17 protein-coding genes are annotated in these 21,510 nt (G+C 66.1%); 11 read left to right on the top strand and 6 right to left on the bottom strand.

Translation table 11 applies throughout. The features are described 5' to 3' along the window. Positions 1-25: 25 nt before the first annotated feature. Positions 26-1,087 (bottom strand): hypothetical protein, encoded by a 1,062-nt coding sequence (locus tag KBY73_RS02210; protein ID WP_254935453.1) that lies wholly within the window; start codon positions 1,085-1,087, stop codon positions 26-28. Positions 1,088-1,155: 68 nt separating this feature from the next. On the opposite strand from KBY73_RS02210, the gene KBY73_RS02205 reads away from it, so the two are divergent. The 8 genes from KBY73_RS02205 (at position 1,156) to KBY73_RS02170 (ending at position 12,208) form a co-directional block, all read left to right on the top strand. Further along, positions 1,156-1,602: a hypothetical protein gene (locus tag KBY73_RS02205; protein ID WP_254935452.1), complete on the top strand. Its 447-nt coding sequence runs from the start codon at positions 1,156-1,158 to the stop codon at positions 1,600-1,602. Between the two features lie 38 nt (positions 1,603-1,640). Next, on the top strand, positions 1,641-4,760 hold the full coding sequence (locus tag KBY73_RS02200; protein ID WP_254935451.1) for a DEAD/DEAH box helicase: 3,120 nt from the start codon (positions 1,641-1,643) through the stop codon (positions 4,758-4,760). A gap of 4 nt (positions 4,761-4,764) precedes the next feature. Continuing rightward, positions 4,765-5,670: an SWIM zinc finger family protein gene (locus KBY73_RS02195; protein WP_254935450.1), complete on the top strand. Its 906-nt coding sequence runs from the start codon at positions 4,765-4,767 to the stop codon at positions 5,668-5,670. After that, positions 5,660-6,166 (top strand): MEKHLA domain-containing protein, encoded by a 507-nt coding sequence (locus KBY73_RS02190; RefSeq protein WP_254935449.1) that lies wholly within the window; start codon positions 5,660-5,662, stop codon positions 6,164-6,166. The genes KBY73_RS02195 and KBY73_RS02190 overlap by 11 nt, the downstream gene beginning before the upstream one ends. Positions 6,167-6,215: 49 nt before the next feature. Further along, positions 6,216-6,680: a hypothetical protein gene (locus tag KBY73_RS02185; RefSeq protein ID WP_254935448.1), complete on the top strand. Its 465-nt coding sequence runs from the start codon at positions 6,216-6,218 to the stop codon at positions 6,678-6,680. Between the two features lie 82 nt (positions 6,681-6,762). Further along, positions 6,763-7,176, top strand: coding sequence for an Hsp20/alpha crystallin family protein (locus KBY73_RS02180; protein WP_254935623.1), 414 nt, complete (start codon positions 6,763-6,765; stop codon positions 7,174-7,176). 178 nt (positions 7,177-7,354) lie between these two features. After that, on the top strand, positions 7,355-10,159 hold the full coding sequence (locus KBY73_RS02175) for a cyclic nucleotide-binding protein (RefSeq protein ID WP_254935447.1): 2,805 nt from the start codon (positions 7,355-7,357) through the stop codon (positions 10,157-10,159). A gap of 246 nt (positions 10,160-10,405) precedes the next feature. Further along, the gene (locus KBY73_RS02170) at positions 10,406-12,208 is read left to right on the top strand and encodes a diflavin flavoprotein (RefSeq protein WP_254935446.1); all 1,803 of its coding nucleotides are present in this window, start codon (positions 10,406-10,408) and stop codon (positions 12,206-12,208) included. A 21-nt stretch (positions 12,209-12,229) separates the two neighbouring features. Here the strand turns inward: KBY73_RS02170 and KBY73_RS02165 are convergent, their stop codons facing one another. Next, entirely contained in the window at positions 12,230-13,246 is a 1,017-nt protein-coding gene (locus tag KBY73_RS02165) for a branched-chain amino acid ABC transporter substrate-binding protein (RefSeq protein WP_254935622.1), read from the bottom strand. Between the two features lie 226 nt (positions 13,247-13,472). Between KBY73_RS02165 and KBY73_RS02160 the strand changes: the two genes are divergently transcribed. The 3 genes from KBY73_RS02160 to KBY73_RS02145 all read left to right on the top strand — a co-directional run bounded on the left by KBY73_RS02160 (position 13,473) and on the right by KBY73_RS02145 (position 16,536). Beyond that, the gene (locus tag KBY73_RS02160; protein WP_254935445.1) at positions 13,473-15,269 is read left to right on the top strand and encodes a diflavin flavoprotein; all 1,797 of its coding nucleotides are present in this window, start codon (positions 13,473-13,475) and stop codon (positions 15,267-15,269) included. A 106-nt stretch (positions 15,270-15,375) separates the two neighbouring features. Continuing rightward, complete coding sequence (locus KBY73_RS14970) at positions 15,376-16,089, top strand: rubrerythrin family protein (protein WP_261349007.1); 714 nt, start codon at positions 15,376-15,378, stop codon at positions 16,087-16,089. A gap of 225 nt (positions 16,090-16,314) precedes the next feature. Continuing rightward, positions 16,315-16,536 carry a hypothetical protein gene (locus KBY73_RS02145; protein ID WP_261358696.1) on the top strand — a complete coding sequence of 74 codons (222 nt, stop codon included), beginning with the start codon at positions 16,315-16,317 and terminating at the stop codon, positions 16,534-16,536. A 26-nt stretch (positions 16,537-16,562) separates the two neighbouring features. On the opposite strand, the gene KBY73_RS02140 is transcribed toward KBY73_RS02145, so the two are convergent. From KBY73_RS02140 to KBY73_RS02125, 4 genes are all read right to left on the bottom strand, one after another. Further along, entirely contained in the window at positions 16,563-16,757 is a 195-nt protein-coding gene (locus KBY73_RS02140; RefSeq protein WP_254929651.1) for a hypothetical protein, read from the bottom strand. An 80-nt stretch (positions 16,758-16,837) separates the two neighbouring features. Next, positions 16,838-19,762: an aminomethyl-transferring glycine dehydrogenase gene (gene gcvP / locus KBY73_RS02135; protein WP_254935444.1), complete on the bottom strand. Its 2,925-nt coding sequence runs from the start codon at positions 19,760-19,762 to the stop codon at positions 16,838-16,840. Next, entirely contained in the window at positions 19,762-20,151 is a 390-nt protein-coding gene (gene gcvH / locus KBY73_RS02130) for a glycine cleavage system protein GcvH (RefSeq protein WP_254935443.1), read from the bottom strand. The genes gcvP and gcvH overlap by 1 nt, the downstream gene beginning before the upstream one ends. A 67-nt stretch (positions 20,152-20,218) precedes the next feature. Further along, the gene (locus KBY73_RS02125) at positions 20,219-21,487 is read right to left on the bottom strand and encodes a methionine gamma-lyase family protein (protein ID WP_254935442.1); all 1,269 of its coding nucleotides are present in this window, start codon (positions 21,485-21,487) and stop codon (positions 20,219-20,221) included. Positions 21,488-21,510: the final 23 nt, after the last annotated feature.

Genomic DNA, 21,510 nt, shown 5'->3' with positions numbered 1-21,510 from the left:
ACAACCCTGAGCAGGGCATGATCGCTCAGCGCAGCGCCTGGGGCAGTCGACATCGATAACTGCTGAACAAACATTTTGCCTCCTCCTGCAGCTCCTGATCCAGCACCAAGCCCCTGGTAGCACCAATTAAAGAGTGGGAAAAGACGTTGTCCCACGGCTGAGCCCAAACCCGCTGGGCAAAACGCACGTTGCTGGCCCCAAGGCTTTGCTGCAGCAAGACAGGCAAGCGCCCCTGCCAACCGTTAAAGCGTTCATTAACCCAGCCTCGTTGACGCGAAAGGGTGCGAATCCTGGCCGTCAAACGATTTAACCCGTGCTCCGCAATCAGCCGGTTGCGGCGGATTGGCAGGGCATCAAGCTCGGCGTTCAGCAGGTAGGCCAGGCCCAAGCCGCGCCGACCCAACTGTTCATTGGCTTGTGCTGCAGGTGCCGGACGCCAGGCTGCCTGTGGCAGACCCACAGCATCGAGAAGCTGCTCAAACGGGTCCTGCCGCCTGGGCGCAAAAGGCAAAAAGCTGGTGCATAAACCCGGTGCCATGAGCAGGCATGCGAAGCGTTGCTCCAGGTCGAGGGCCAGCGGGGCAATGCGAATCCAGCAACGCCGGGCAGGGCCTCGCAGGCGGCGACCACCGAGCTGGGCCTTCACATAGGCGCCGAAACCTGGAGTGCCGTAGAGCCGCCCCAAAACATGGGCATAAAAGGAATTAAGCAGTTCTGCCTGGGGCCGTACAAAACTGATCACGTGCAGGCCGAAGCCGTGCCTAGAGCTGACTTGCTGCAAATGGGCCAGGCTGCCGGCATCAGCCAATAGGGGCACAAAGTGTTCGGCGCTGAGCAGCAAATCGCCACTCCAGGGGCGTTGACGGCCCAAGAGCTGCTCCAGGGCTTCAAATCGACCCGTTTGCAGCTCCCGAGCGAGATGGCGATGGGAATCCTCTCCCCATGGCGTGGGATATCGCAGACCTAGTCCTGCCAAACCGCGCCGATTCAGCTGCAACCTCGCCTGCAAATAGGTGCTGGCGGTCTTGTGAGGACCAGCGTGGAGGTGGAGAGTGCGTTGGGGCTGCCGCAACGGTCCCTGACTCATCGACACTCAAACAGGCCTTAACAAGGCATGATCGCCCAGCCAAGACCCGACCCCATAGGGGCCCCAGCGTGAGTCAGGTCGCCTCCTCGCCATCTCGCCACCAGCTGCGCCTGCGCTCAATTGCCTGGGCCCTTGGCGCCGGACTGGCAGCCCTTGCCCTGGGGTTGCCCTTGGGCATCGAATCAAGCCTCCGGGCTGGCGGCTGCGGCTTTTTCTATGGCCTGCTGGCGTTCCATCTACAGCGGGTAGACCCTGATGACAGCCACCTCCAGGCGGGCCTGGTCGGAGCCGTCTGCGGCATCCACAGCCTGGGCTTGCCGTCTTTCGCCAGCTGGCCATCTCAGCTATCTCTGACAGCGGCGATGGTCAAGGTTGCGCCAACTGTGATGATGGGGATGGTTCGTGCCTGGTTGCCGCTGGTCGGCGCCGCTCTGCTGCTGCATCTGTTGCGGCACGGATCACGCCTGCTAACGCAACGCGTTCTGTCTGCCCCCGGGCCGACGCCCATGCCCTGATCCACCGGTGCTGATCCGCCGGCCCTGAATATTCTGGGATGAGCCTGCTGCACGCCACCTGGCTGTTTCCCCCCGAGGGTTCGGGCGGCCGCCTATTCCTGTGGGCCGACACCTGGCGGGTGGCGACCCCTGCCGTGCCAAAGCTGGAGGCCCCTGAGCACCCCCTGGCCCTCAACGAAGACGACCTGGCCACCTGGCTCGATGACAACGGGCTGTGGTCAGAGGCCCTGCGCCCAGCTAGGGCCACCCTGAGCCTGCCCAGCCGCAACCAGGCGGCCAAGGGCCGCCGCACCAGTGCCAGCAGCTGGAGCGGCCTGCCCCTGCAGGCCGGCGAACCGATTCCCAAACAGCTCGAATGGTGGCCCTGGCAGGTGGAGGGCTGGGCCCTCGATGCTGCCAATGCGGGCGAATGGCTCAGCCAGGTACCCCTGGCGGGTGAGCACCCGGAGATGGCCGATGAGCTGCGCTGGTGGAGTCACCTGCAGCGCTGGGCCCTGAGCCTGATCGCCCGCGGCCGCTGGCTGCCCCAGATCGCCGAGGGCAAGGCCCGCTGGCTGCCCCTGCTCAACCGCGAAGACGACCGCCGCCGCCTCGAAGACCTGGCCAGCGGCCTGCCCCAGGTGGCCACCTGCGCCCTGGCCGCCGGCCCCAGCGGCGACCCCTCCCTCGCCTGCCGCCGTCCCGGCAGCGGGCGTCTGCGGGTGGCCAGCCTGCTGGAAGCCCTGCTCGATGGCCAGCTGCGGGTGGGCTTCAGTGCCAGCACCGAGGGGCTCGATCCCTTGCTGGCGGCCTGGCAGAAGGCCCTGGGCAAGGGCGATGGCAGCCTCAGCCTGGGCGAGGAGGAGCTAGAGCGGCTCAGCATCGCCACCCACCACTGGCGTGAAGGGGTGGCGGGCAAGGTGGAGCCAGCCCGCACCTGCCTGGAGCTATTCACCCCCGCCGAGGGCGAGGAGCTGTGGGAGCTGCGCTTCGGGCTGCAAGCGGAAGCCGACCCGAGCCTGCGGGTGCCCGCCGCCGCCGTCTGGGCCGCCGGCGATCGGGGCCTACAGATGGGCGAAGTGGCCGTGCCCCAACCGAGCGAGCTGCTGCTTGAGGGCATGGGCCGGGCCCTGACGGTGTTTGAACCGATCGTGCGGGGGCTGGATTCGGCCACCCCGGAAACGATGCAGCTCACGCCAGCCGAGGCGTTTGTACTGGTGCGCACCGGCGCCCACCAGCTGCGCGATGTGGGCGTGGGCGTGGTGCTGCCGGCCAGCCTCGCAGGGGGCCTGGCCAGCCGGTTGGGCCTGTCGATCACCGCCGAGCTGCCTGAGAAATCGCGCGGCTTCACCTTGGGCGAAACGCTCACCTGGGAATGGGAATTCATGATCGGCGGGGTCACCCTGACCCTGCGGGACCTGGATCGCCTGGAGACCAAACGCAGCCCCCTGGTGCAGCACAAGGGGGCCTGGATCGAGCTGCGGCCCCTCGATCTCAAGAACGCCAATAAATTCAGCGGCGCCAAACCGGGCCTGAGCCTCGACGACGCCCTGCGGCTCACCGCCAGCGAAGGCGACACCTTCCACCGGTTGCCGGTGCACCACTTCGATGCCGGCCCCCGGCTGCAGGCCGTGCTGGAGCAATACCACCAGCAGAAGGCACCCGACCCCCTGCCTGCCCCACCTGGCTTCTCAGGCCAGCTGCGGCCCTATCAGGAGCGGGGCCTGGGCTGGCTGGCCTTCCTGCACCGCTTCGACCAAGGCGCCTGCCTGGCCGACGACATGGGCCTGGGCAAAACGATCCAGCTGCTGGCCTTCCTGCAGCACCTCAAGGCCGAAGACGAGCTCAAACGGCCGGTGCTGCTGGTGGCGCCCACCTCGGTGCTCACCAACTGGAAGCGGGAAGCCCACGGCTTCACCCCCGAGCTGGGCGTGTGGGAGCACTACGGCCCGCGCCGGCCCTCCAGCCCCGAGGCCCTCAAAAAAGCCCTCAAAGGCGTGGATCTGGTGCTCACCAGCTACGGCCTGCTGCAGCGCGACAGCGAGCTGCTCGAGAGCATCGACTGGCAGGGGGTCGTGATCGACGAAGCCCAGGCGATCAAAAACCACACCGCCAAACAAAGCCAAGCGGCCCGGGACCTGGCCCGCCCCAGCCGCGGCGGCAAAGGGGGCAGCCGCTTCCGGATTGCCCTCACCGGCACGCCGGTGGAAAACCGGGTCAGCGAGCTGTGGGCGCTGATGGATTTCCTCAACCCCAAGGTGCTCGGCGATGAGCCCTTCTTCCGCCAGCGCTACCGGCTGCCGATCGAGCGCTACGGCGACATGTCGTCGCTGCGGGATCTCAAAAGCCGGGTGGGGCCCTTCATCCTGCGGCGCCTCAAAACCGACAAGTCGATCATTTCCGACCTGCCGGAGAAGGTGGAGCTCAACGAATGGGTGGGCCTGGCTCCAGAGCAGAAGAAGCTCTACAACAAGACAGTCGACGAGAGCCTCGATGCCATCGCCCGGGCACCGCTGGGCCAGAAGCACGGCCAGGTGCTGGCCCTGCTCACCAAGCTCAAGCAGATCTGCAACCACCCGGCTCTGGCCCTAAAGGAAAACGCCGAGACCGCCCTGGCCAGCGGCAACGGCAGCTTCAGCAGCCGCAGCGCCAAGTTGCAGCGGCTCGAAGAGATCCTCGAGGAGGTGATCGAGGCGGGCGACCGGGCGTTGCTGTTCACCCAGTTCGCCGAGTGGGGGCTACTGCTCAAGGCCCACCTGGAGCGCAAATGGCGCCAGGAGGTGCCGTTCCTCTACGGCAGCACCAGCAAAACCGAACGCCAGGCGATGGTCGATCGCTTCCAGGACGACCCCCGCGGCCCCCAGCTGTTTTTGCTGTCGCTCAAAGCTGGCGGTGTGGGCCTCAACCTCACCCGAGCCAGCCACGTCTTCCACATCGACCGCTGGTGGAACCCGGCCGTGGAAAACCAGGCCACCGACCGGGCCTATCGGATCGGCCAACAAAATCGGGTGCTGGTGCACAAGTTCATCACCAGCGGCTCGGTGGAAGAAAAGATCGACCGCATGATCAAGGAAAAATCAAAGCTGGCCGCTGAGATCGTCGGCTCCGGTGAAGACTGGCTCGGCGGCTTTGATGTGGGCCAGCTCAAAGATCTAGTGGCCCTGAGCGAGGAGGATTGAATCCATGACCCTCACCCCCACCACCTACGCCAGCACCATCAACACCCAGCTCGGCGACCAAGGCCTGGCCCAGCAGCCCTGGTGGGTGGAGCAGTGGATGGAGCTGATCAACTCCTACCGCTTCAAGAAGCGACTGGAGCGCGCCTGGGAATATGCCCGCAGCGGCAATGTCACCTCGATCCGCTTTGAGGGGCGGCGAGTGCATGCCCGGGTGCAGGGCACCGATGAGGAGCCCTACAAGGTGAAGCTCTGGCTCGACGTGCTCCACGACGACGACTGGAACTACGTGCTCGACGCCCTCACCCAGAAGGCGCGCTGGTCGGCCCAGCTGCTGGCCGGTGTCATGCCCCAAGACATCGAGCGCGCCTTCGCGGCCAGCGGCAAGCGCCTGTTTCCGTTCAAGTTGCAGGAGGTGCGCAGCGAATGCAGCTGCCCCGATAAGGCGAACCCCTGCAAACACGTCAGCGCCGTTTATTACCTGATGGGCGATCGCTTCAGCGAAGACCCCTTTGTGTTGTTCCAAATGCGCGGCCGCACCCGGGCCCAACTGCTGGCCGACCTGGCCAAGCGACGCCGCAAGGCGCTGGCAAAACAGGCCAGACAGGCTGCCGCCAAACAGGGCTCCCAGACGGTCGCCGCGGTGGCCCTGCAACCGGTGCATCCAGCCATCAAGGACCCAAACCGCTGGTGGCGCTACGGCGCAGCCCTCGATTCGGATCTGGTTGTGATCACTCCAGCCCTGGAGGGCGACACCGGCCTCGATGCCGCCGGTCCCCTGCCCCTTGCGGAAGAACCCCGCTTCCCCGAGGCCAATCTCCACTTCCTGGAGCACCTCAAGGCCCACGGCCAGCAGCTGGCGGCCCTAGCCATGGCCAAGGCCATGGGCCCGGCCAACGGTGATGACAGCTGAGCTCCCTAGCCCGCCCCCCTGGCTGACGCCGGCGGCCCAAGGCCTGGCCCTGTGCCTGCTCAGCAATTACCAGCGCGCCTTCGGCACCCCCCTGATCGCCGGCCTAGCCGCCGACGCGTCGCCCCTGCTGGTGGCCCAAGAGCTGTTTGCCGCCGAACTGGTGCTGCTGGCCCATGACGGCGCCGATCCCAGCAGCGATCCAGGGCCCCGGCTGATCTATGCCAACCGGGCGGCCCTGCGCCTGTGGCAGCGCCCCTGGGCCGAGATGGTGGGCATGCCGTCGCGGCTCACCGCCGAGCCAGCCGAGCGGGCCAGCCGCCGCCAGGCGTTGGTGGCAGCCCAAGCCAAAGAAGCGATCGCGGGCTACCGGGGCATCCGCATCGACAGCCGCGGCCGCCGCTTTGCCATCGAAGCCGCCCGCCTCTGGACCCTGCGCGACGGCAGCGGTCAGCCCTGCGGCCAAGCCGCCCGCTTCAGCCGCTGGTGGCTGTTGTGATGCACCCAGCTGTTGTGATGCACCCAGCTGTTGTGAAGTCAAACCTGTTGTGATCGCCGCCATCCCAGCGCCGCCGCCCCAGCTGCCCGCCGAGCTGCGCCCCCTGGTTACCACCCTGCAGCAGCGAGGCTTTCAGGTGCGGCTGGCCCCGCCGCCAGTACGCGGCGCCTACGGCCTGTTCCAAGCCAAAACGCGCACCCTCTGGATCGCGCCGGTGGCCTTCGAGCTGGGCATCGGCCGGCAGGTGTTGCTGCATGAGGCCATTCACGCAGCCCAGAGCTGTCCCACCGGCGTGCTGCAGCCCTTGGGCTGGAGCGTGCGGCTCAACCCGGTGGTGGAGCAGGAAATCAGCGGCATCCTCACCACCCGATACCACCACGGCAAGCGGCAACTGGAGCGGGAAGCCTTCAGCGTGCAGGGCCATCCCGACGCCACCGGCCGGGTGATCGCCGCCTTAAAGCAGCGCTGCCGGTTGCCCCTACCTGCCAGTGGTGCCAACCGAACGGGGCCGTAAGGGCCGAACCAAATCGGGCGGTCTGCCCCCTGCCGTCGCCCGGCTGGCCGCAGCACATTGGCTGTGTCCCGGAGAACATCCGATGCTCACCCTGCACCAACACCCCTTCGAGTTACTCGAGCAACAACTGCGCGCTGCCGAGCGTCCCGCCGCCGAGCGAGTGCCGGCCGCCGAGGTGCACGAAACCGACGACACCTATGTAATCGCCCTGGAGCTTCCCGGTGTCGATAAGACCTCGATCGACGTCAAGGCCACCGACCGCAGCCTGGTGATCAACGCCGAGCGCCGCCAGCCAAGCCCCGATGGCTCTCCCCCGGTCGCCAAACAGACCTCCTTGATCAGCGAATTCCGCTACGGCACCTGGAGCCGCAGCTTCCGCTTTCCCGGCGGCATCAACCGCGAAAGCCTGCAAGCCCACTACCGCGATGGCCTGCTCACCGTGACGGCACCAAAGGCCCAGAACCTCACCACGGTTCAGGTGCAGGTGGAGGGCTGATCAGGGCCGAGCGGACACGAGAGAGAAGAGAACCCTCCCAGGCCCGGCCGACCCGCCGGGCCTTTTTTATGGCCGTCGCCTGCGACGACTGTTGGGCCCTGCAGACACTCGGCTAATTGCCAATCCCAAAAAACAAATCAGGATGAACTGAAACCCTTGCCATCGGCGGGAAGCCAGATTGATCACTTGGTTCAACCGCTGGCCTGAAGCGCAGGCGCGGATCGCCCGCTGGGCCCTGCTACTCGGCTGGCTCGGGCTGCTCGCTCTGTTGCTGAGGCCGGAACTAGGCCCTGCCTATCGCTCCATCGCCTGCCGGGAGGCGACCATCTGCCGTCCCGGCATCGGCAACGACCTCTTCTGGAATGTCGGCCTGCCGCTGGTGATCCTGGCGGTGCTGCTCAGCCATGAACTCTGGCGGCGCATCTGCCCGCTGTCCTTTGTTTCCCAGCTATTCCGGGCGCTGGGATGGCAGCGCACGGTGCTGAACCGCGCCGGCAAGCCCCAGGTGGCGGCGATTTCGGAGTCGTCCTGGCTGGCGCGCCACCACATCCAGCTGCAGTGGAGCCTGCTGATCGCCGGCCTGAGCCTGCGGCTGCTGATCGCCAACAGCAACGGGCCGATCATGGCCCTGCTGTTTGCAGCCTCCCTGCTGGCCGCCCTGATCAGCGGCTGGGCCTACGGCGGCAAAACCTTCTGCCAGTACCTCTGTCCGTTCGCTCCGGCCCAGCAGATCCTCAGCGGACCGCGCAGCCTGCTCAGCTCCCAGGCCCACTTGAGCGGCGGCAGCAAAACGACCCAGTCGATGTGCCGCACGGTGGGAGCCCAGGGCCAGGACATCAGTACCTGCGTGGCCTGCGCCAAACCCTGTTTCGATATCGATGCCGAGCGCACCTACTGGCAGAGCCTGAGCGGCAAGCGGGGCATGGCCTGGGCCTGGTACTCCTACCCAGGCCTGATCCTGGCGTTCTTTCTGCTGATCCAGAGCGACGCCCCAGCCGAAGCCAGCGGCCATGGGATCGACTACCTGCGCAGCAACCTGTACACCTACGACGGCCGCCTGGCAGCCATGGCGTGGCAATCGCTGCTGCCGGCGGGCTGGCCCCAGCTGCCGCGATTGCTTGCCGTGCCGGCCCTGCTCAGCGCGGGGGGCGTCGTGTCGGAACGGCTGTTCCACCAGATCGAACAGCTGCAACGGAACCAGCTCAGCTCCGCCGCCCCTGAGCTGGCGAAGGAACGGGCGATCCACCGCACCCGGCTGCTGGCCACCTTCACGGCGATCAACACCTACTTCTTCTTCAAGGGCAATCTGCTCGACAGCGGCACAACGCTGCTCTCGCTGAATCTGGTGATCGTGGCTATCAGCTCGGTGTGGCTTTATCGCAACTGGGATCGCGACCGCGGCCTCTACGAACGGGAGAGCACCAGCACCAGCCTGCGGCGGCGGCTGGCCAGGCTCGGACCTGATCTTCAACCCCTGCTGGCCGGGCGCCAACTGGACGATCTCAGCCCGGGGGAGGTGTTCGTGTTGGCCAATGCCCTGCCGGTGCAGGAAACCTCCCAACGCCGCAGCATCTACCTCGATGTGCTGAGGGATCTGATCAGCCAGGGGCGCCTGGATCGCACCGCCTCCCTCAAGGCCCTGGTCGACCTACGCACCAGCCTGGGGCTCGATGATGCCGATCACCAGAGCGCCCTGGAGATCCTTACCAGCGAAGACGCACGAATCACCAGCCTGAGTGCCGAGGACCTTGCCGGCCTCAACCTCTGCCGCAACGCTGCCGCCCAGGAGATCGAAGACCTGCTGCTCCTGAGCGGATCCACGGTTCTGCATATCGATCGCCTCGATGCCCACGGACGCGGGCGGCTCAACCGCATCCAGATCGAGAGTGGTCTCGATGACGACAGCTGGGCCCAGCTGCTGAACGACTTCGGCCCCGGATCCCAATTCGGCGAACGGCAGCTCAGCCAGCGATTGCAGCTCGTGAACCAGGCCATGGCCCGCAGAGAGAGCCTCGCTGAAATGAGCCAGCGGCTGCCCCTGGCCGCGCCGCTGGTACTCAGTCTCGACCGCCAGATCGCCCGTTTCCTCCCCGACCTGGTGGCCCTGATCCGCAGTGGCCTTACCGCCCGTGAGGAGCACCGGCCCGATGAAGCCTGCCTAGCCCTATTGCGCGGCCTCTCGCCCAATGTGCTGGCCTTCCTGGCCGCTGAGGATGACACCACCACGGCGATCAACACCTGGCTCGATGGAGTGACGTTGAGCCCCCTCCAGCTGTCCCCCTTACCAGCAGCAGGGGAAATACTGGAAGGGCTCTGGCTGGATACCGACCCCAGCGTGTCGCTGTGGGCCCTGATGGTGCTGCGCCAGCTAGACGCCCCGCGCTCCGAACGCCTGACTCAGGCACCCCGCACCGGCCTGCCGACCAGCGCAACGCTGACGGCCTTTCTGCAGGGCGAGCAGCTGGCGAGCCGCGAGATCCTCACGCTGATCGCCGAACAGCCCCTGATCCAGCGCCTCGAACCCGGCGCCCTGCTGGCCCTCCATCGCCTCTGCAGCCTGCAGCAGTGGCGTCAGGGGGATCCCATCGAGCTACCAAGCGCTGGGGTTCTGATAATTCTCGATGGCTGCTGCGAGCAACGGGAGAGCCTGGTGCCGGGTTCGGCCCCGAAAACGCTCGCCGAGCATCGCGGGGGCTCGATCGTTGGGCTGGCCGATTACTTCGGTGATCACGGCAGTGCGGCGAAGGCCAGATTCGTGGCCGCCTCCCAGGGCTGCAGCGCCCTGGTGTTCAGTCACACCGGCTTCAGTGAACTCATCGATGTGTCGCCGATCTTCGAGCAAGCGCTGATCCGCGAATTGGCCTTGCAGTGTGAATCCCTTCAACGCACGCTCCAGTCCGAACGGCAGCAACAACAGCACCAGCGCATGCGGCGCATGGACAGCGAGCAACTGGGCCGATCGCCCGAGGACACAAGGCCATAGCGGTGTTGAGCCAGCGAGCCTGGGGGGCCGAGAATTCAAACCTGATCCCGCCGGCAACAAAGGCGGAGGCGGGCCACAGCATCGACAATCCAGGCCGTGACCCGCTTGGAAGTGAAAGTGGAAATAGAGATGGAGATCCTTAGCGATCCTGGCAACCAACCCCGGCCCAGGGCTGGGTTTGGCCTGGGACAAACCGAGCCCAATGGAGCCTGCCTAAAGTTGCACTATCAAAGCCATCAGGGAGCCATGGAAGTAGCCAGCCACGGCACCAATCAGGCCAGTGGCACCGTTAACGGCAGCACGCCTGCTGCGGTGGGTGGCAGCCGCCTCAGCCTGCAGTGCGAGCCGATCGGCCCGGACACCACCGCGATCCGCTCGCTCGACTGGGAGCGCTCCCGCTTCGATATTGAGTTTGGCTTACGCAACGGCACCACCTACAACAGCTTCCTGGTGCGGGGCGAGCGCACCGCCCTGATCGACACCAGCCACCTCAAATTTGAAGGCACCTGGCTGCCGCTGCTGCAGGAGCAGATCGACCCAAAAGCAATCGATCACCTGATCGTTTCCCACACAGAGCCCGACCACTCGGGCCTGATCGCCCACCTGCTCGAGCTCAACCCCGAGATCGAGATCGTGGGCTCCAAGGTGGCGATCCAGTTTCTTGAGAATCAGGTGCACCGGCCCTTCAAAAGCCGGGCGGTGAAAAGCGGCGAAGAGCTCGATCTGGGCACCAACCCCACCAGTGGCGTGGCCCACCGCTTCGAGTTTCTCAGCGCCCCCAACCTGCACTGGCCCGACACGATCTTTTCCTTCGACCACGGCACCGGCATCCTCTACACCTGCGATGCCTTCGGCCTGCACTACTGCTCCGATGACCTATTTGATGTGGATCCGGGGGCGATCGCGCCCGACTTTCGCTTCTATTACGACTGCCTGATGGGCCCCAACGCCCGCAGCGTGCTGCAGGCCTTGAAGCGCATGGATGGCCTGCCGGAGATCAGCACAGTGGCGGTGGGCCATGGGCCGCTGCTGCGCCACCACCTTGGCCTGTGGCTGGGCGACTACCGCGAGTGGAGTTCTCGGCGCAGCACGGGCGAAAACTATGCAGCCGTTTGCTATCTGAGCCAATACGGCTTCTGTGACCGGCTCAGCCAGGCGATTGCCCGCGGCATCGGCAAGGCCGGCGCTGCAGTGCAGCTGGTGGATCTGCGCGCCACCGACGCCCAGGAGCTCAGTGCTCTGATCGGTGAAGCCAGCGCCGTGGTGGTGCCCACCTGGCCAGCCCGGCCCGATGCCGAGCTGCAGGCTGCGATCGGCACCCTGCTGGCGGCCCTCAAGCCAAAGCAGTGGGTGGGCAGCTACGACGCCTTCGGCGGCGACGACGAACCAATCGACACCGTGGCAAGCCAGCTGCGCAGCCTCGGCCAGAAAACTGCCTTTGAACCGTTGCGGGTGCGCCAGGTGCCTGGCGGAAACGATTATCAGCGCTGCGAGGAAGCCGGCACTGACCTGGGTCAGCTGCTCACCAAGGAGAAGACAATCGCCGCGATGAAGTCTCTCGATGCCGATCTCGACAAGGCGCTGGGTCGCCTATCCGGGGGGTTGTATGTGGTGACAGCGCGGCAGGAGACACCGGAGGGGACGCGCAGCTCAGCGATGGTGGCCAGCTGGGTTAGCCAGGCAAGTTTCGAGCCCCCCGGCCTCACGGTGGCGGTAGCCAAAGACCGGGCCATCGAGGCGCTGCTGCAAGTAGATGATCGCTTCGTGCTCAACATCCTGCGGGAGGACAACCACCAGGAGCTGCTGCGCCATTTCCTCAAGCGCTTCCCGCCCGGCGCCGACCGCTTCGCCGGCGTAAGCACCCTCGAGGGCGCCGCCACTGGCGGGCCGGTGCTCGGTGATGCCCTGGCCTACCTGGGCTGCCGCGTGGTGCAACGCCTAGAAGGCCCCGACCACTGGATCATCTATGCCGAGGTGGAGCAGGGCAACGTGGCCGACACCGAAGCCAGCACCGCGGTGCACCACCGCAAAGTGGGGAACCACTACTGATGCTCAGGTGTCGTCCTTGATTTAGGTGTCGTCCTTAATAACGTAGTCACCCTGCCCGTTGACCCTCAAGGCGAACACCGGCACCTTCACGCGGTTGCCCGTGATCGGGTCGATGCTGATGCGTCCGGTCTGCCCCTCGTATCCCTTGGTCTGCCGCAACTGGTCCAGAACCGTCTTGTAGCGGGTGCTACCGACCTCCTCCATCGTTTTATCCAGAAGCTTGAGTGAGTCGTAAGTGAAGGCACCCCAAACGTTGGGTTCGCGATCGAAACGTTCCCTGTACGCGTTCACATAGTTCTGGGCGTCGGGGAGCTGGGCCGACTCAGGCGTGCCGCTGAAGGTGCAGCGGCGGGCCACCTTCAGGCCCGCTTCAGTCACAAAGGCCGCATCCACATTGCTGAGGCACATGAAGGGCTCAGCAGAGGTACCGCTGGCCACCAGGGCGCGGGCGATCTTGCTGCCCTCCGGGTAGTAGCTGCTCGAATAAACCAGCTGGGGATTGCTGGCGAGGGCTTGGGCGATCTCGGCCTGGTAGTCGGCACTACCGGGCGTGATGCTGAAGCGCTTCACCTCGACCCCATCGGCCTTGAGCCCCTTCTCCACCTGATCGGCCAGGTCGCTGGTGAAATCAGAGGGATCCACCAACATCGACACACGCTTCACCTGGCGGGAGGTGATGTAGGCAATATCAACAGGTGCAATCTGATCATTCTTAGGCTGCACAGTCACCCCCAGGCCATCTGTCTGGTTAGTGGAGGTGAGATGTACCGGCAGGATCTTTTGATCCACATACCAGGGCAGGTTGATCACGCCCAGACCTGAGTTGTAGGGACCGATCACGGCATCGGCGCCACGGCGCCGCAGGCTACGCGCTACCGGTAGGGCCCGCTCAGGATCGGCTTGGTCGTCAGCACGCAGCAGCTTGACGCGCCGGCCGAGGATGCCTCCCTCAAGGTTGATCTGCTCCGCCGCGAGCTTGGCGCCACGCCACATGTCGCGACCATTGGCACGTTGGTCCCCACTCAGGGGGGCTTCCAGTCCAATCAGCAGGGGATCAGGGCGCGACCAGGCATGCCGTTCAGAGAAGCCGCCATTGGAACGACTTGCATCCCCTGTAAGGAGAAAACTATCGCCAAAGGAAAATGGTTCTTCGATGAAAAGTCGAGCCTGCTACCAGAACGTTAAGGACGCTCCATCGATGGGGCAAGTAAACAAATCGGTCGGACTGTCTTTCTAGAGTCCTCTCCTCCCCAAAGGGCGAACCATGGGCGCAAAAAACCTGGAGCGTCGGGTGATCCAGCTCCCCATCGAGCCGGGGCTGATCTGCCTCAAGGGGCTGAGCCCCACCCGGCTGCGCTTCGAGGTGGAATACGGCCTGGAGCGCGGCACCACCGCCAACAGCTTCCTGTTCCAGCAGGTGCCCCTGCTGGTCCATCCCCCCGGGGCCTCCTTTGCCGAGCCCTTCCTGGCGGAGCTGGCGAAGCTGGTGCCGGCCGAGGCCCCCTTGAAGGTGGTGGTGGGTCACGTCAACCCCAATCGGGTAGCTCTGCTGCACCAACTGGCGGCCCGCTGGCCCAAGCTGCTGCTGGTTAGCTCCAACGCCGGCGCCAAGCTGCTCGAAGAGCTTTGGAACCTGCAGAAACCGGCCGCCCCCGGCAGCGAAACAACCCCAGAGCCGATCCCAGCGCTGCCTCGGATCGATGTGGTGAAGCAGGAGGCCAGCCGCAACCTCGTCGATGGCCACGTGCTGCGCCTGATTCCCACCCCCACCCCCCGCTGGCCCGGGGCGCTGATGGCCTTCGAGGAGACCAGCGGCCTGCTGATGAGCGGCAAATTTTTCGCGGCCCACCTCTGCAGCGAGAGCTTCGCTGAAGCCAACCGCAGCAGCAGTGAGGAAGACCGCCGCTACTTCTACGACTGCCTGATGGCACCGATGGCGCGCCAGGTGGAGTCGGTGGTGGAGCGGCTCGAAGCACTCGACATCCGCACCATTGCCCCCGGCCACGGGCCGGCGATCAGCGAGAGCTGGCGCAGCCTGCTCAACGACTACCACCGCTGGGGCGCAACCCAGGAGCGGGCGCGCCTATCGGTGGCACTGCTATTTGCCAGCGCCTACGGCAACACGGCCGCCATCGCCGATACCCTCGCCCAGGGGGTCGCCCGCACCGGCGTGCGGGTGGAGAGCATCAACTGCGAGTTCACGCCACCTGAGCAGCTGCTGGCGGCGATCCGCAGCTGCGATGCAATCTTGATCGGCTCTCCCACCCTCGGCGGCCATGCCCCCACACCGATCGTGTCAGCCCTGGGCACGGTGCTAGCTGAGGGCGACCGCAGCAAGCCGGTTGGGGTCTTTGGCAGCTTTGGCTGGAGCGGTGAAGCCCTGGATCTGCTGGAGAGCAAGCTGCGCGATGGCGGCTTCCACTTCGCCTTTGAACCGATCAAGGTGAAGTTCAGCCCCGATGCGGCCAGCCTCAAAGCCATCGAAGAAACCGGCACCGCCCTGGGCCGCCAACTGCAGAGCGAACAGCGCAAGGTGCAACGCCGAAGCGCCAGTGGCGGCCTCAGCGAGAGCCGCAGCAATCCAGCAGTGCAGGCCCTGGGCCGGGTGGTGGGCTCCCTGTGCGTGCTCACCACCAGCAAAGGGGAGGGGGGGAACCGCCTCAGCAGCGCCATGGTAGCCAGCTGGGTGAGCCAGGCCAGCTTCTCGCCACCAGGCTTCACCGTGGCCGTAGCGAAAGACCGGGCGGTGGAGGCCCTACTGCACGTCGGCGATTGCTTTGCTCTCAACGTGCTGGCCGCAGGGCGTGAAACCGGACCGATGAAACAGTTTTTGCAGCCGTTTGCCCCAGGCGCCGACCGCTTCGCCGGCCTGGAGCTCGAGCACAGCCCCAGCGGCCAACCGCTTCTACCTGAGGCCCTCGCCTGGCTGGACGCCACGGTGCAGCAGCGCATGGAATGCGGCGACCACTGGCTGCTGTATGCCCAGGTGAGCCAGGGCGGCGTGCTAGATGCCAGTGCCACCACGGCCGTGCACCAGCGCCGCAGCGGCGCCAACTACTGAGAACCGCAAGTCCCGGGGCCATCGAGCCACGCCAGCAGGGCTAACTCATAGTCGTTTCGACTTCGGGCAAGCTAAACTCTCCATCAACTGCAACACCTGCCAAGCCATGGATATCGCCAAGCCCAGCACCAAGGCCAATCTTGAAGCTGCTTTTGGCGGCGAGAGCATGGCCAATCGCAAATACCTATTTTTCGCGGAGGTGGCCAAGCAGGTCGGCAACCCCGAGCTGGCCAAGCTATTTCGCGATACCGCTGCCCAGGAAACAGAGCACGCCTTCGCCCACTTCCGGCTGCTCCATCCCGAACTCGTCATCGACGATCCCGCCAACCTCTCCGGCGAGCAGAAGCAGGCCCTGCTCAGCCGCTGCCTGGAGCTCGCAATCGAGGGCGAAACCTACGAGTACACCACCATGTATCCGGAGTTTGCCGACCAGGCCCGCATCGATCGCGATGGCGAAGCCGCAGCTGAATTCCAGGAGCAGATCGACGAATCACAGCAGCACGCCGGCATCTTTCGCACCGCCGCCAAAAACTTCGGCCTGCTGACGCCGATCGAGCAGCACCACGCCGAGCGCTACGGCATCGCCCTCGAAGCCCTGCAGGGCAAGGGGGTGGCCGGAGAGGCAGACGAGCCCGTAGCGGGCAAGTGGATCTGCAAACTGTGCTCGATGATTTACGACCCCACCGCCGGCGACCCCGATTCCGGCATCGCTCCGGGCACCCCCTTTGAAGCGATCCCCGACGACTGGCGTTGCCCGATCTGCGGCGCCCGCAAGGCCAGCTTCGTGCCCTACCGGGAACCCCAACTTCTGGGCGTTTGATACCCCAACCGGGCTGCAATTTTTGTAGCCCAGCACACCTTCTTCACCTATCGCTACGACGAGGGCAACAGAACAAAAACCCAGTGCTCCAAAGGGGTTTCAGGGGTCTAGGACTAGACCCGCCCAGGCTTTTTGCAGGGTGTAACGGCAATCCCAAAGCAATTCAGTAAACGGCCGCAAATTTGCCGCAAGCCCGCTGCAATGGCTGCAGTTTTGACCCCAGGGATGGCCAGCGCCAGCACAGCTATCGCCTCAACTGGCAACCATCCCCGCGGGGTGCGGGCAACGGTGCGTTATCGGGGGTTCGTGCTAATTCCCCAGGCCGATTTCACCTGGCTGGTGCGCCCGGAGCGCAGTCCCATGCATCTGCTGCCATTTCGGGCCCCCGCCAGCTCGCTGGCTGACGTCAAAGCCCTAGTTGATTGGCGCTTGGGCGAAGCAATTTAAGCAGCTTGATTTAGCCAAACCCGACTTCAAGCTGCCTGGGGGGGTGGCGTTGGATCGTGGTGGATATGAAAAGGCAGCACCAGGGTGGCCCAGTGATCGGGGCGCTGGGGACGGGGGCGGCGGGAGCGACGCACACCAAAAGGAACACGCACCACGTTGGTGCCCTCCACCCGAAGCACCTGGCCCGTTCCTGTACCAGTTCCGTCGTTGCTGCCCTTCATGGTCCCGAAGATGAATGGCTTAGGCGCTGATTTTGCCTGTTAAGAGGCGTCAAGCCCGCACAGTGTGCGTCATGACGGCACTAAAGAACAGTGGCAGCTGGCACCACTTGGGCCAGTTCCTGCTCTGCCAGCGCCTGCCCTGCAAGCTCCTCCATGCTCGGGCAGGTGCACACCAGGTTGCGATCGCCGTAGGCGTTGTCAATCCGGGCCACCGCCGGCCAAAACTTCGATAGGCGCTGATCCTCACCAGCCGGAAATGCCGCCTGTTGGCGGGTATAGGGCCTGTCCCAGTGGTCGGCAGTCACGGCGGCCAGGGTGTGGGGGGCTCGCTTGAGGGGGTTGTTGAGGGGATCGGCGCTGCCGGCCTCCAGCGCCGCGGCCTCCTGGCGGATCGCCACCATGGCCGCGCAGAAGCGGTCGAGCTCAGCGAGCGACTCGCTTTCCGTGGGTTCCACCATCACCGTGCCCGCCACTGGCCAGCTCACCGTGGGGGCATGGAAGCCGTAGTCCATCAGACGCTTGGCCAGGTCATCGACCTCCAGGCCGCAGCTGCGCTTGAGCGGCCGCAGATCGAGGATGCACTCGTGGGCCACGCGCCCGCCCATGCCCCGGTAGAGCACGGGGAAGTGGGGCTCCAGGCGGGCGGCCAGCAGGTTGGCGGCCAGCAGGGCCACCTGGCTGGCCTGGCGCAGGCCCGCGCCGCCCATCATGCGGATGTACATCCAGCTGATAGTCAGAATCGAAGCACTGCCCAGGGGTGCCGCAGCCACAGGCCCCACCCCTCCGCACTCAACCCCTACGGCACCCGGCAAGAAAGGCAGTAGATGGGATGCCACCGCAATCGGGCCCACGCCGGGGCCGCCGCCGCCGTGGGGAATGCAGAAGGTCTTGTGCAGGTTGAGGTGGCAGACATCGGCGCCGTAGAGGCCTGGCTTGCACAGGCCCACCTGGGCGTTGAGGTTGGCACCATCGAGGTACACCTGGCCGCCGCGGGCGTGCACCAGCTCGCAGATACGGCGAATAGCCGGCTCAAACACGCCGTGGGTGGAGGGATAGGTGACCATCAGCGCCGCCAGCTGCTCGGCGTGGGCAGCGGCCTTGGCCTCCAGGTCGGCGAGATCGATGTTGCCGGCCTCGTCGCAGGCCACCGCCACCACCTGCAGGCCAGCCATCACGGCGCTGGCTGGGTTTGTGCCATGGGCGCTGGTGGGAATCAAACAAACGGTGCGATGGGCTTCCCCCCGGCTGCGGTGCCAGGCCCGGATCGCCAGCAGGCCGGCATATTCCCCCTGGGAGCCGGCATTGGGCTGCAGCGACACACCGGCAAAACCGGTGATCAGCGCCAGCCAGCGCTCCAGATCCGCCGCCAGAAGCTGGTATCCGGCGGCCTGCTCAGCCGGGGCGAAGGGGTGCAGCTGGCTGAAGGCCGGCCAGCTCACCGGCGCCAGCTCGGCGGCGGCATTGAGCTTCATGGTGCAGCTGCCAAGGGGGATCATCCCGTGCACCAGAGATAGATCCTTGGCTGAAAGGCGCTGGATGTAGCGCAACAGCTCGGTTTCACTGCGGTAGCGGTGGAAGACGCTCTGCCGCAACCAGGGCTGCTGGCGCAGGGGCATGGCCGGGCCAGCAGGCGGGCTGTTGCCCAGCTCCCGCCAGGGCTCAGCGCAGCCAGCCAGCGCCAGCAGCAGCCGCTCCAGCTCCGCGGCGCTGCTCAGCTCATCAAGGCTGATGCCAACGCCATCTTCTGCCTGGTGCAGGTTGAAGCCGGCCGCCAGGGCAGCGGCCACCAGCACCTCGGCCTGATCCGGAGGCAGGGGCAGCCACACCGTGTCAAAACCCTGGCCCGGCAACACCGGCAGAGTGAGGGCCTCCAGGCCAGCCACAAGGTCCGCCCGCAGGCTGAGCAAGCGCCGGGCGATCGCCTCGAGGCCATCAGGGCCATGGTGCACGGCATAGAAGCCAGCCATCACAGCCAACAGCACCTGGGCGGTGCAGATGTTGCTGGTGGCCTTGTCGCGGCGGATGTGCTGTTCGCGGGTCTGCAGGGCCAGGCGCAGGGCCGGCTGGCCTGCCGCATCCAGCGAGCGCCCCACCAGGCGGCCGGGGATCTGGCGCTTGAACTGCTCGCCCGTGGCAAAAAAAGCGGCATGGGGACCACCAAAACCGAGCGGCACCCCCAGGCGCTGGGCGCTGCCGACGGCGATATCAGCGCCGAGGTGACCCACCGGCTCCAGCAGCACCTGGGCCAGGGGATCGATCGCCACAGCCGTGATCAGCCCGGCTTGGCGGGCGCTAGCCAGCAGTTCGCTGGGATCCCAGAGCCGGCCCTGGCGGCCAGGCAGCTGGATCAGCAAACCAAAAGCATCCGCTGGCAGGGGGGCTGCAGCCAGCGACTCGGCTGCCACCAGCTCGAGCTGGATGCCCAGGGGCTCGGCCCGGGTTTGCAGCACCGCCAGGGTCTGGGGGAACACGGCCCGATCCACCAGAAAGCGCACTGCAGCGGGGCGCTTGCAGACAGCGCTGGCCATAGCCATGGCTTCGGCCGCGGCGGTGGCCTCATCCAATAAGGAGGCATTGGCGATCGGCAGGCCGGTGAGCTCGCTGATCAGGGTCTGAAAATTCAGCAGGGCCTCAAGCCGGCCCTGGGCAATTTCGGCCTGATAGGGGGTGTAGGCGGTGTACCAGGCGGGGTTTTCAAACACCTGGCGCTGGATCAGCGCCGGCGTGGCGGTGCCGTAGTAGCCCTGGCCGATCAAGCTGCGCTGCAGCTGGTTGGCCGCAGCGATCTCGGCAAGTTCGGCCAGGGCCTGGGCCTCACTGCAGGGCTCGGGCAAACCCGCAGCCGAGGCCGCCGGATCTAGAAGCAAATCGGCGGGCACCACCTGGGCGGCCAGGGCCTCGAGGCTGGACGCTCCGAGTTCCGCCAACATCCGCTGCTGCTCAGCGGCGCTCGGACCGATATGGCGCCCAATAAAAGAGAGGTCTGGTGCGTCCGCAGCTGCCATCAGGCGCCTTGCACCTTGGCCGAGTAGGTGGCCGGATCCAGCAGGCCAGCGAGCTGGGCCGGATCAGCTGGCTGGAGCACCAGCAGCCAACCCTCGCCGTAGGGATCGTTCTGCAGCTCCTCCGGGCTAGCGAGCACCGCCTCATTGCGGGCCAGCACCACACCGCTCACCGGCGCCAGCAGATCTTCCACCGCCTTCACCGATTCAACGGTGCCAAAACTGGCCCCCTGAACAAGGCTGGCGCCCACTGCAGGCAGCTCGACAAACACGATGTCGCCGAGCTGGTCGACGGCGAAGGCACTCAGACCCAGCCGCAGCCTCTCGCCCTCAGGGCGCACGTATTCGTGGCTGTCGGCGTAGCGGCAATCACCGGGGATGGGGAGCGCCATCACGCAGCAGCAAGGTGGCGCCAGTCTGTCGGCCCTGGAGTGATAACCAGCGGCGAGATCTGCGTAATCAGACCTGGTGGCCTGCCTGCGCCAGTGCCACCAGGGCCCGTTCCAGGGCGATCTGGGCATGGGCGCGGTGGGTGCCGCCCTGGGCAAACAGCACGTAGGGCTCCCGCAGCGGCGCATCGGCGGAAAACTCGCTGGTGCTGCCGTCGATGAAGGTGCCGCCCGCCATCACCAGGGCACTGGCGTAGCCGGGCATCGGCGCCGGCACCGGATCGAGGTAGGCGCCCACCGGTGATGCGGCCTGGAAGGCCCGGCAAACGGTTTTGAGCCGCTCGGGATCGCCGAGCCGCACCGCCTGGATCACATCGCTGCGGGGGGCACCGGGCAGGGGCTGCACCGCGTAGCCCAGATCCGAGAACACGGCCGCCACCAGCTCGCTGCAGATCAGGGCCTCAGCCACCATCTGGGGAGCCAGGAAAAGCCCCTGGGCCAGCAGGCGGTTGAGGTCGAAGCTGGTGCCCCCTTCGCCGCCGATGCCGGGCGCCGTGAGCCGGCAGCAGGCCTGCTCGACCAACTCAGCCCGGCCGGCCACGTAACCGCCGGTGGGGGCGATGGTGCCGCCGAGGTTTTTGATCAAGGAGCCGGCAATCAGATCGGCCCCCACCGCCGTGGGTTCCTGGGCCTCCACCAGCTCGCCGTAGCAGTTGTCGACAAACACGACGCAGCCGGGCTGGAGCGCTTTTACCCGCTCGCAGAGCAGGCCGATCTGGGCCACCGACAGGGACGGCCGCCAGCTGTAGCCGCAACTGCGCTGGATCAGCACCATGCGGGTGGGCAGCGCCAGGGCCTCCTCCAGGCCGTCGAAATCGACCAGGCCTGCATCGGTGAGCGCCAGCTCGGCGTAGGCGATGCCGAATTCCGCCAGGGAGCCCTGGCCGCTACCGCGGATGCCAATCACCTCTTCGAGGGTGTCGTAGGGGCGGCCGGTGAGGGCCAGCAGGCGGTCGCCGGGGCGCAGCACACCAAACAACGCCGCTGCTATGGCGTGGGTACCACTGACAAATTGGAGTCGCACGGCCGCGGCTTCCGCCTGCAGCACCCGGGCAAACACCCGATCGATTACCTCCCGGCCCTGGTCGCCATGGCCGTAGCCGCTCACCGAAGCGAAGTGCTGGGTGCCGAGCCGCTCAGCGGCGAAAGCCTCAAGCACCCGGGCCAGCCGCGGCTGCACCTGGCTGGTGTGGTGGGCGGCGGCAGCGGCAGTGGCGGCCACGGCAGCGGCCACCCGCTCGGCGGCCTGACGGGCCAAGGCCTCCGCTGCATCCGCCATCTGCCTATCCCTCAGGGAGTCCC

This window comes from Cyanobium sp. Tous-M-B4 (assembly GCF_024345395.1).
Classification (GTDB): domain Bacteria; phylum Cyanobacteriota; class Cyanobacteriia; order PCC-6307; family Cyanobiaceae; genus Cyanobium_A.
This window is presented reverse-complemented; position numbering and strand designations above follow the sequence as displayed.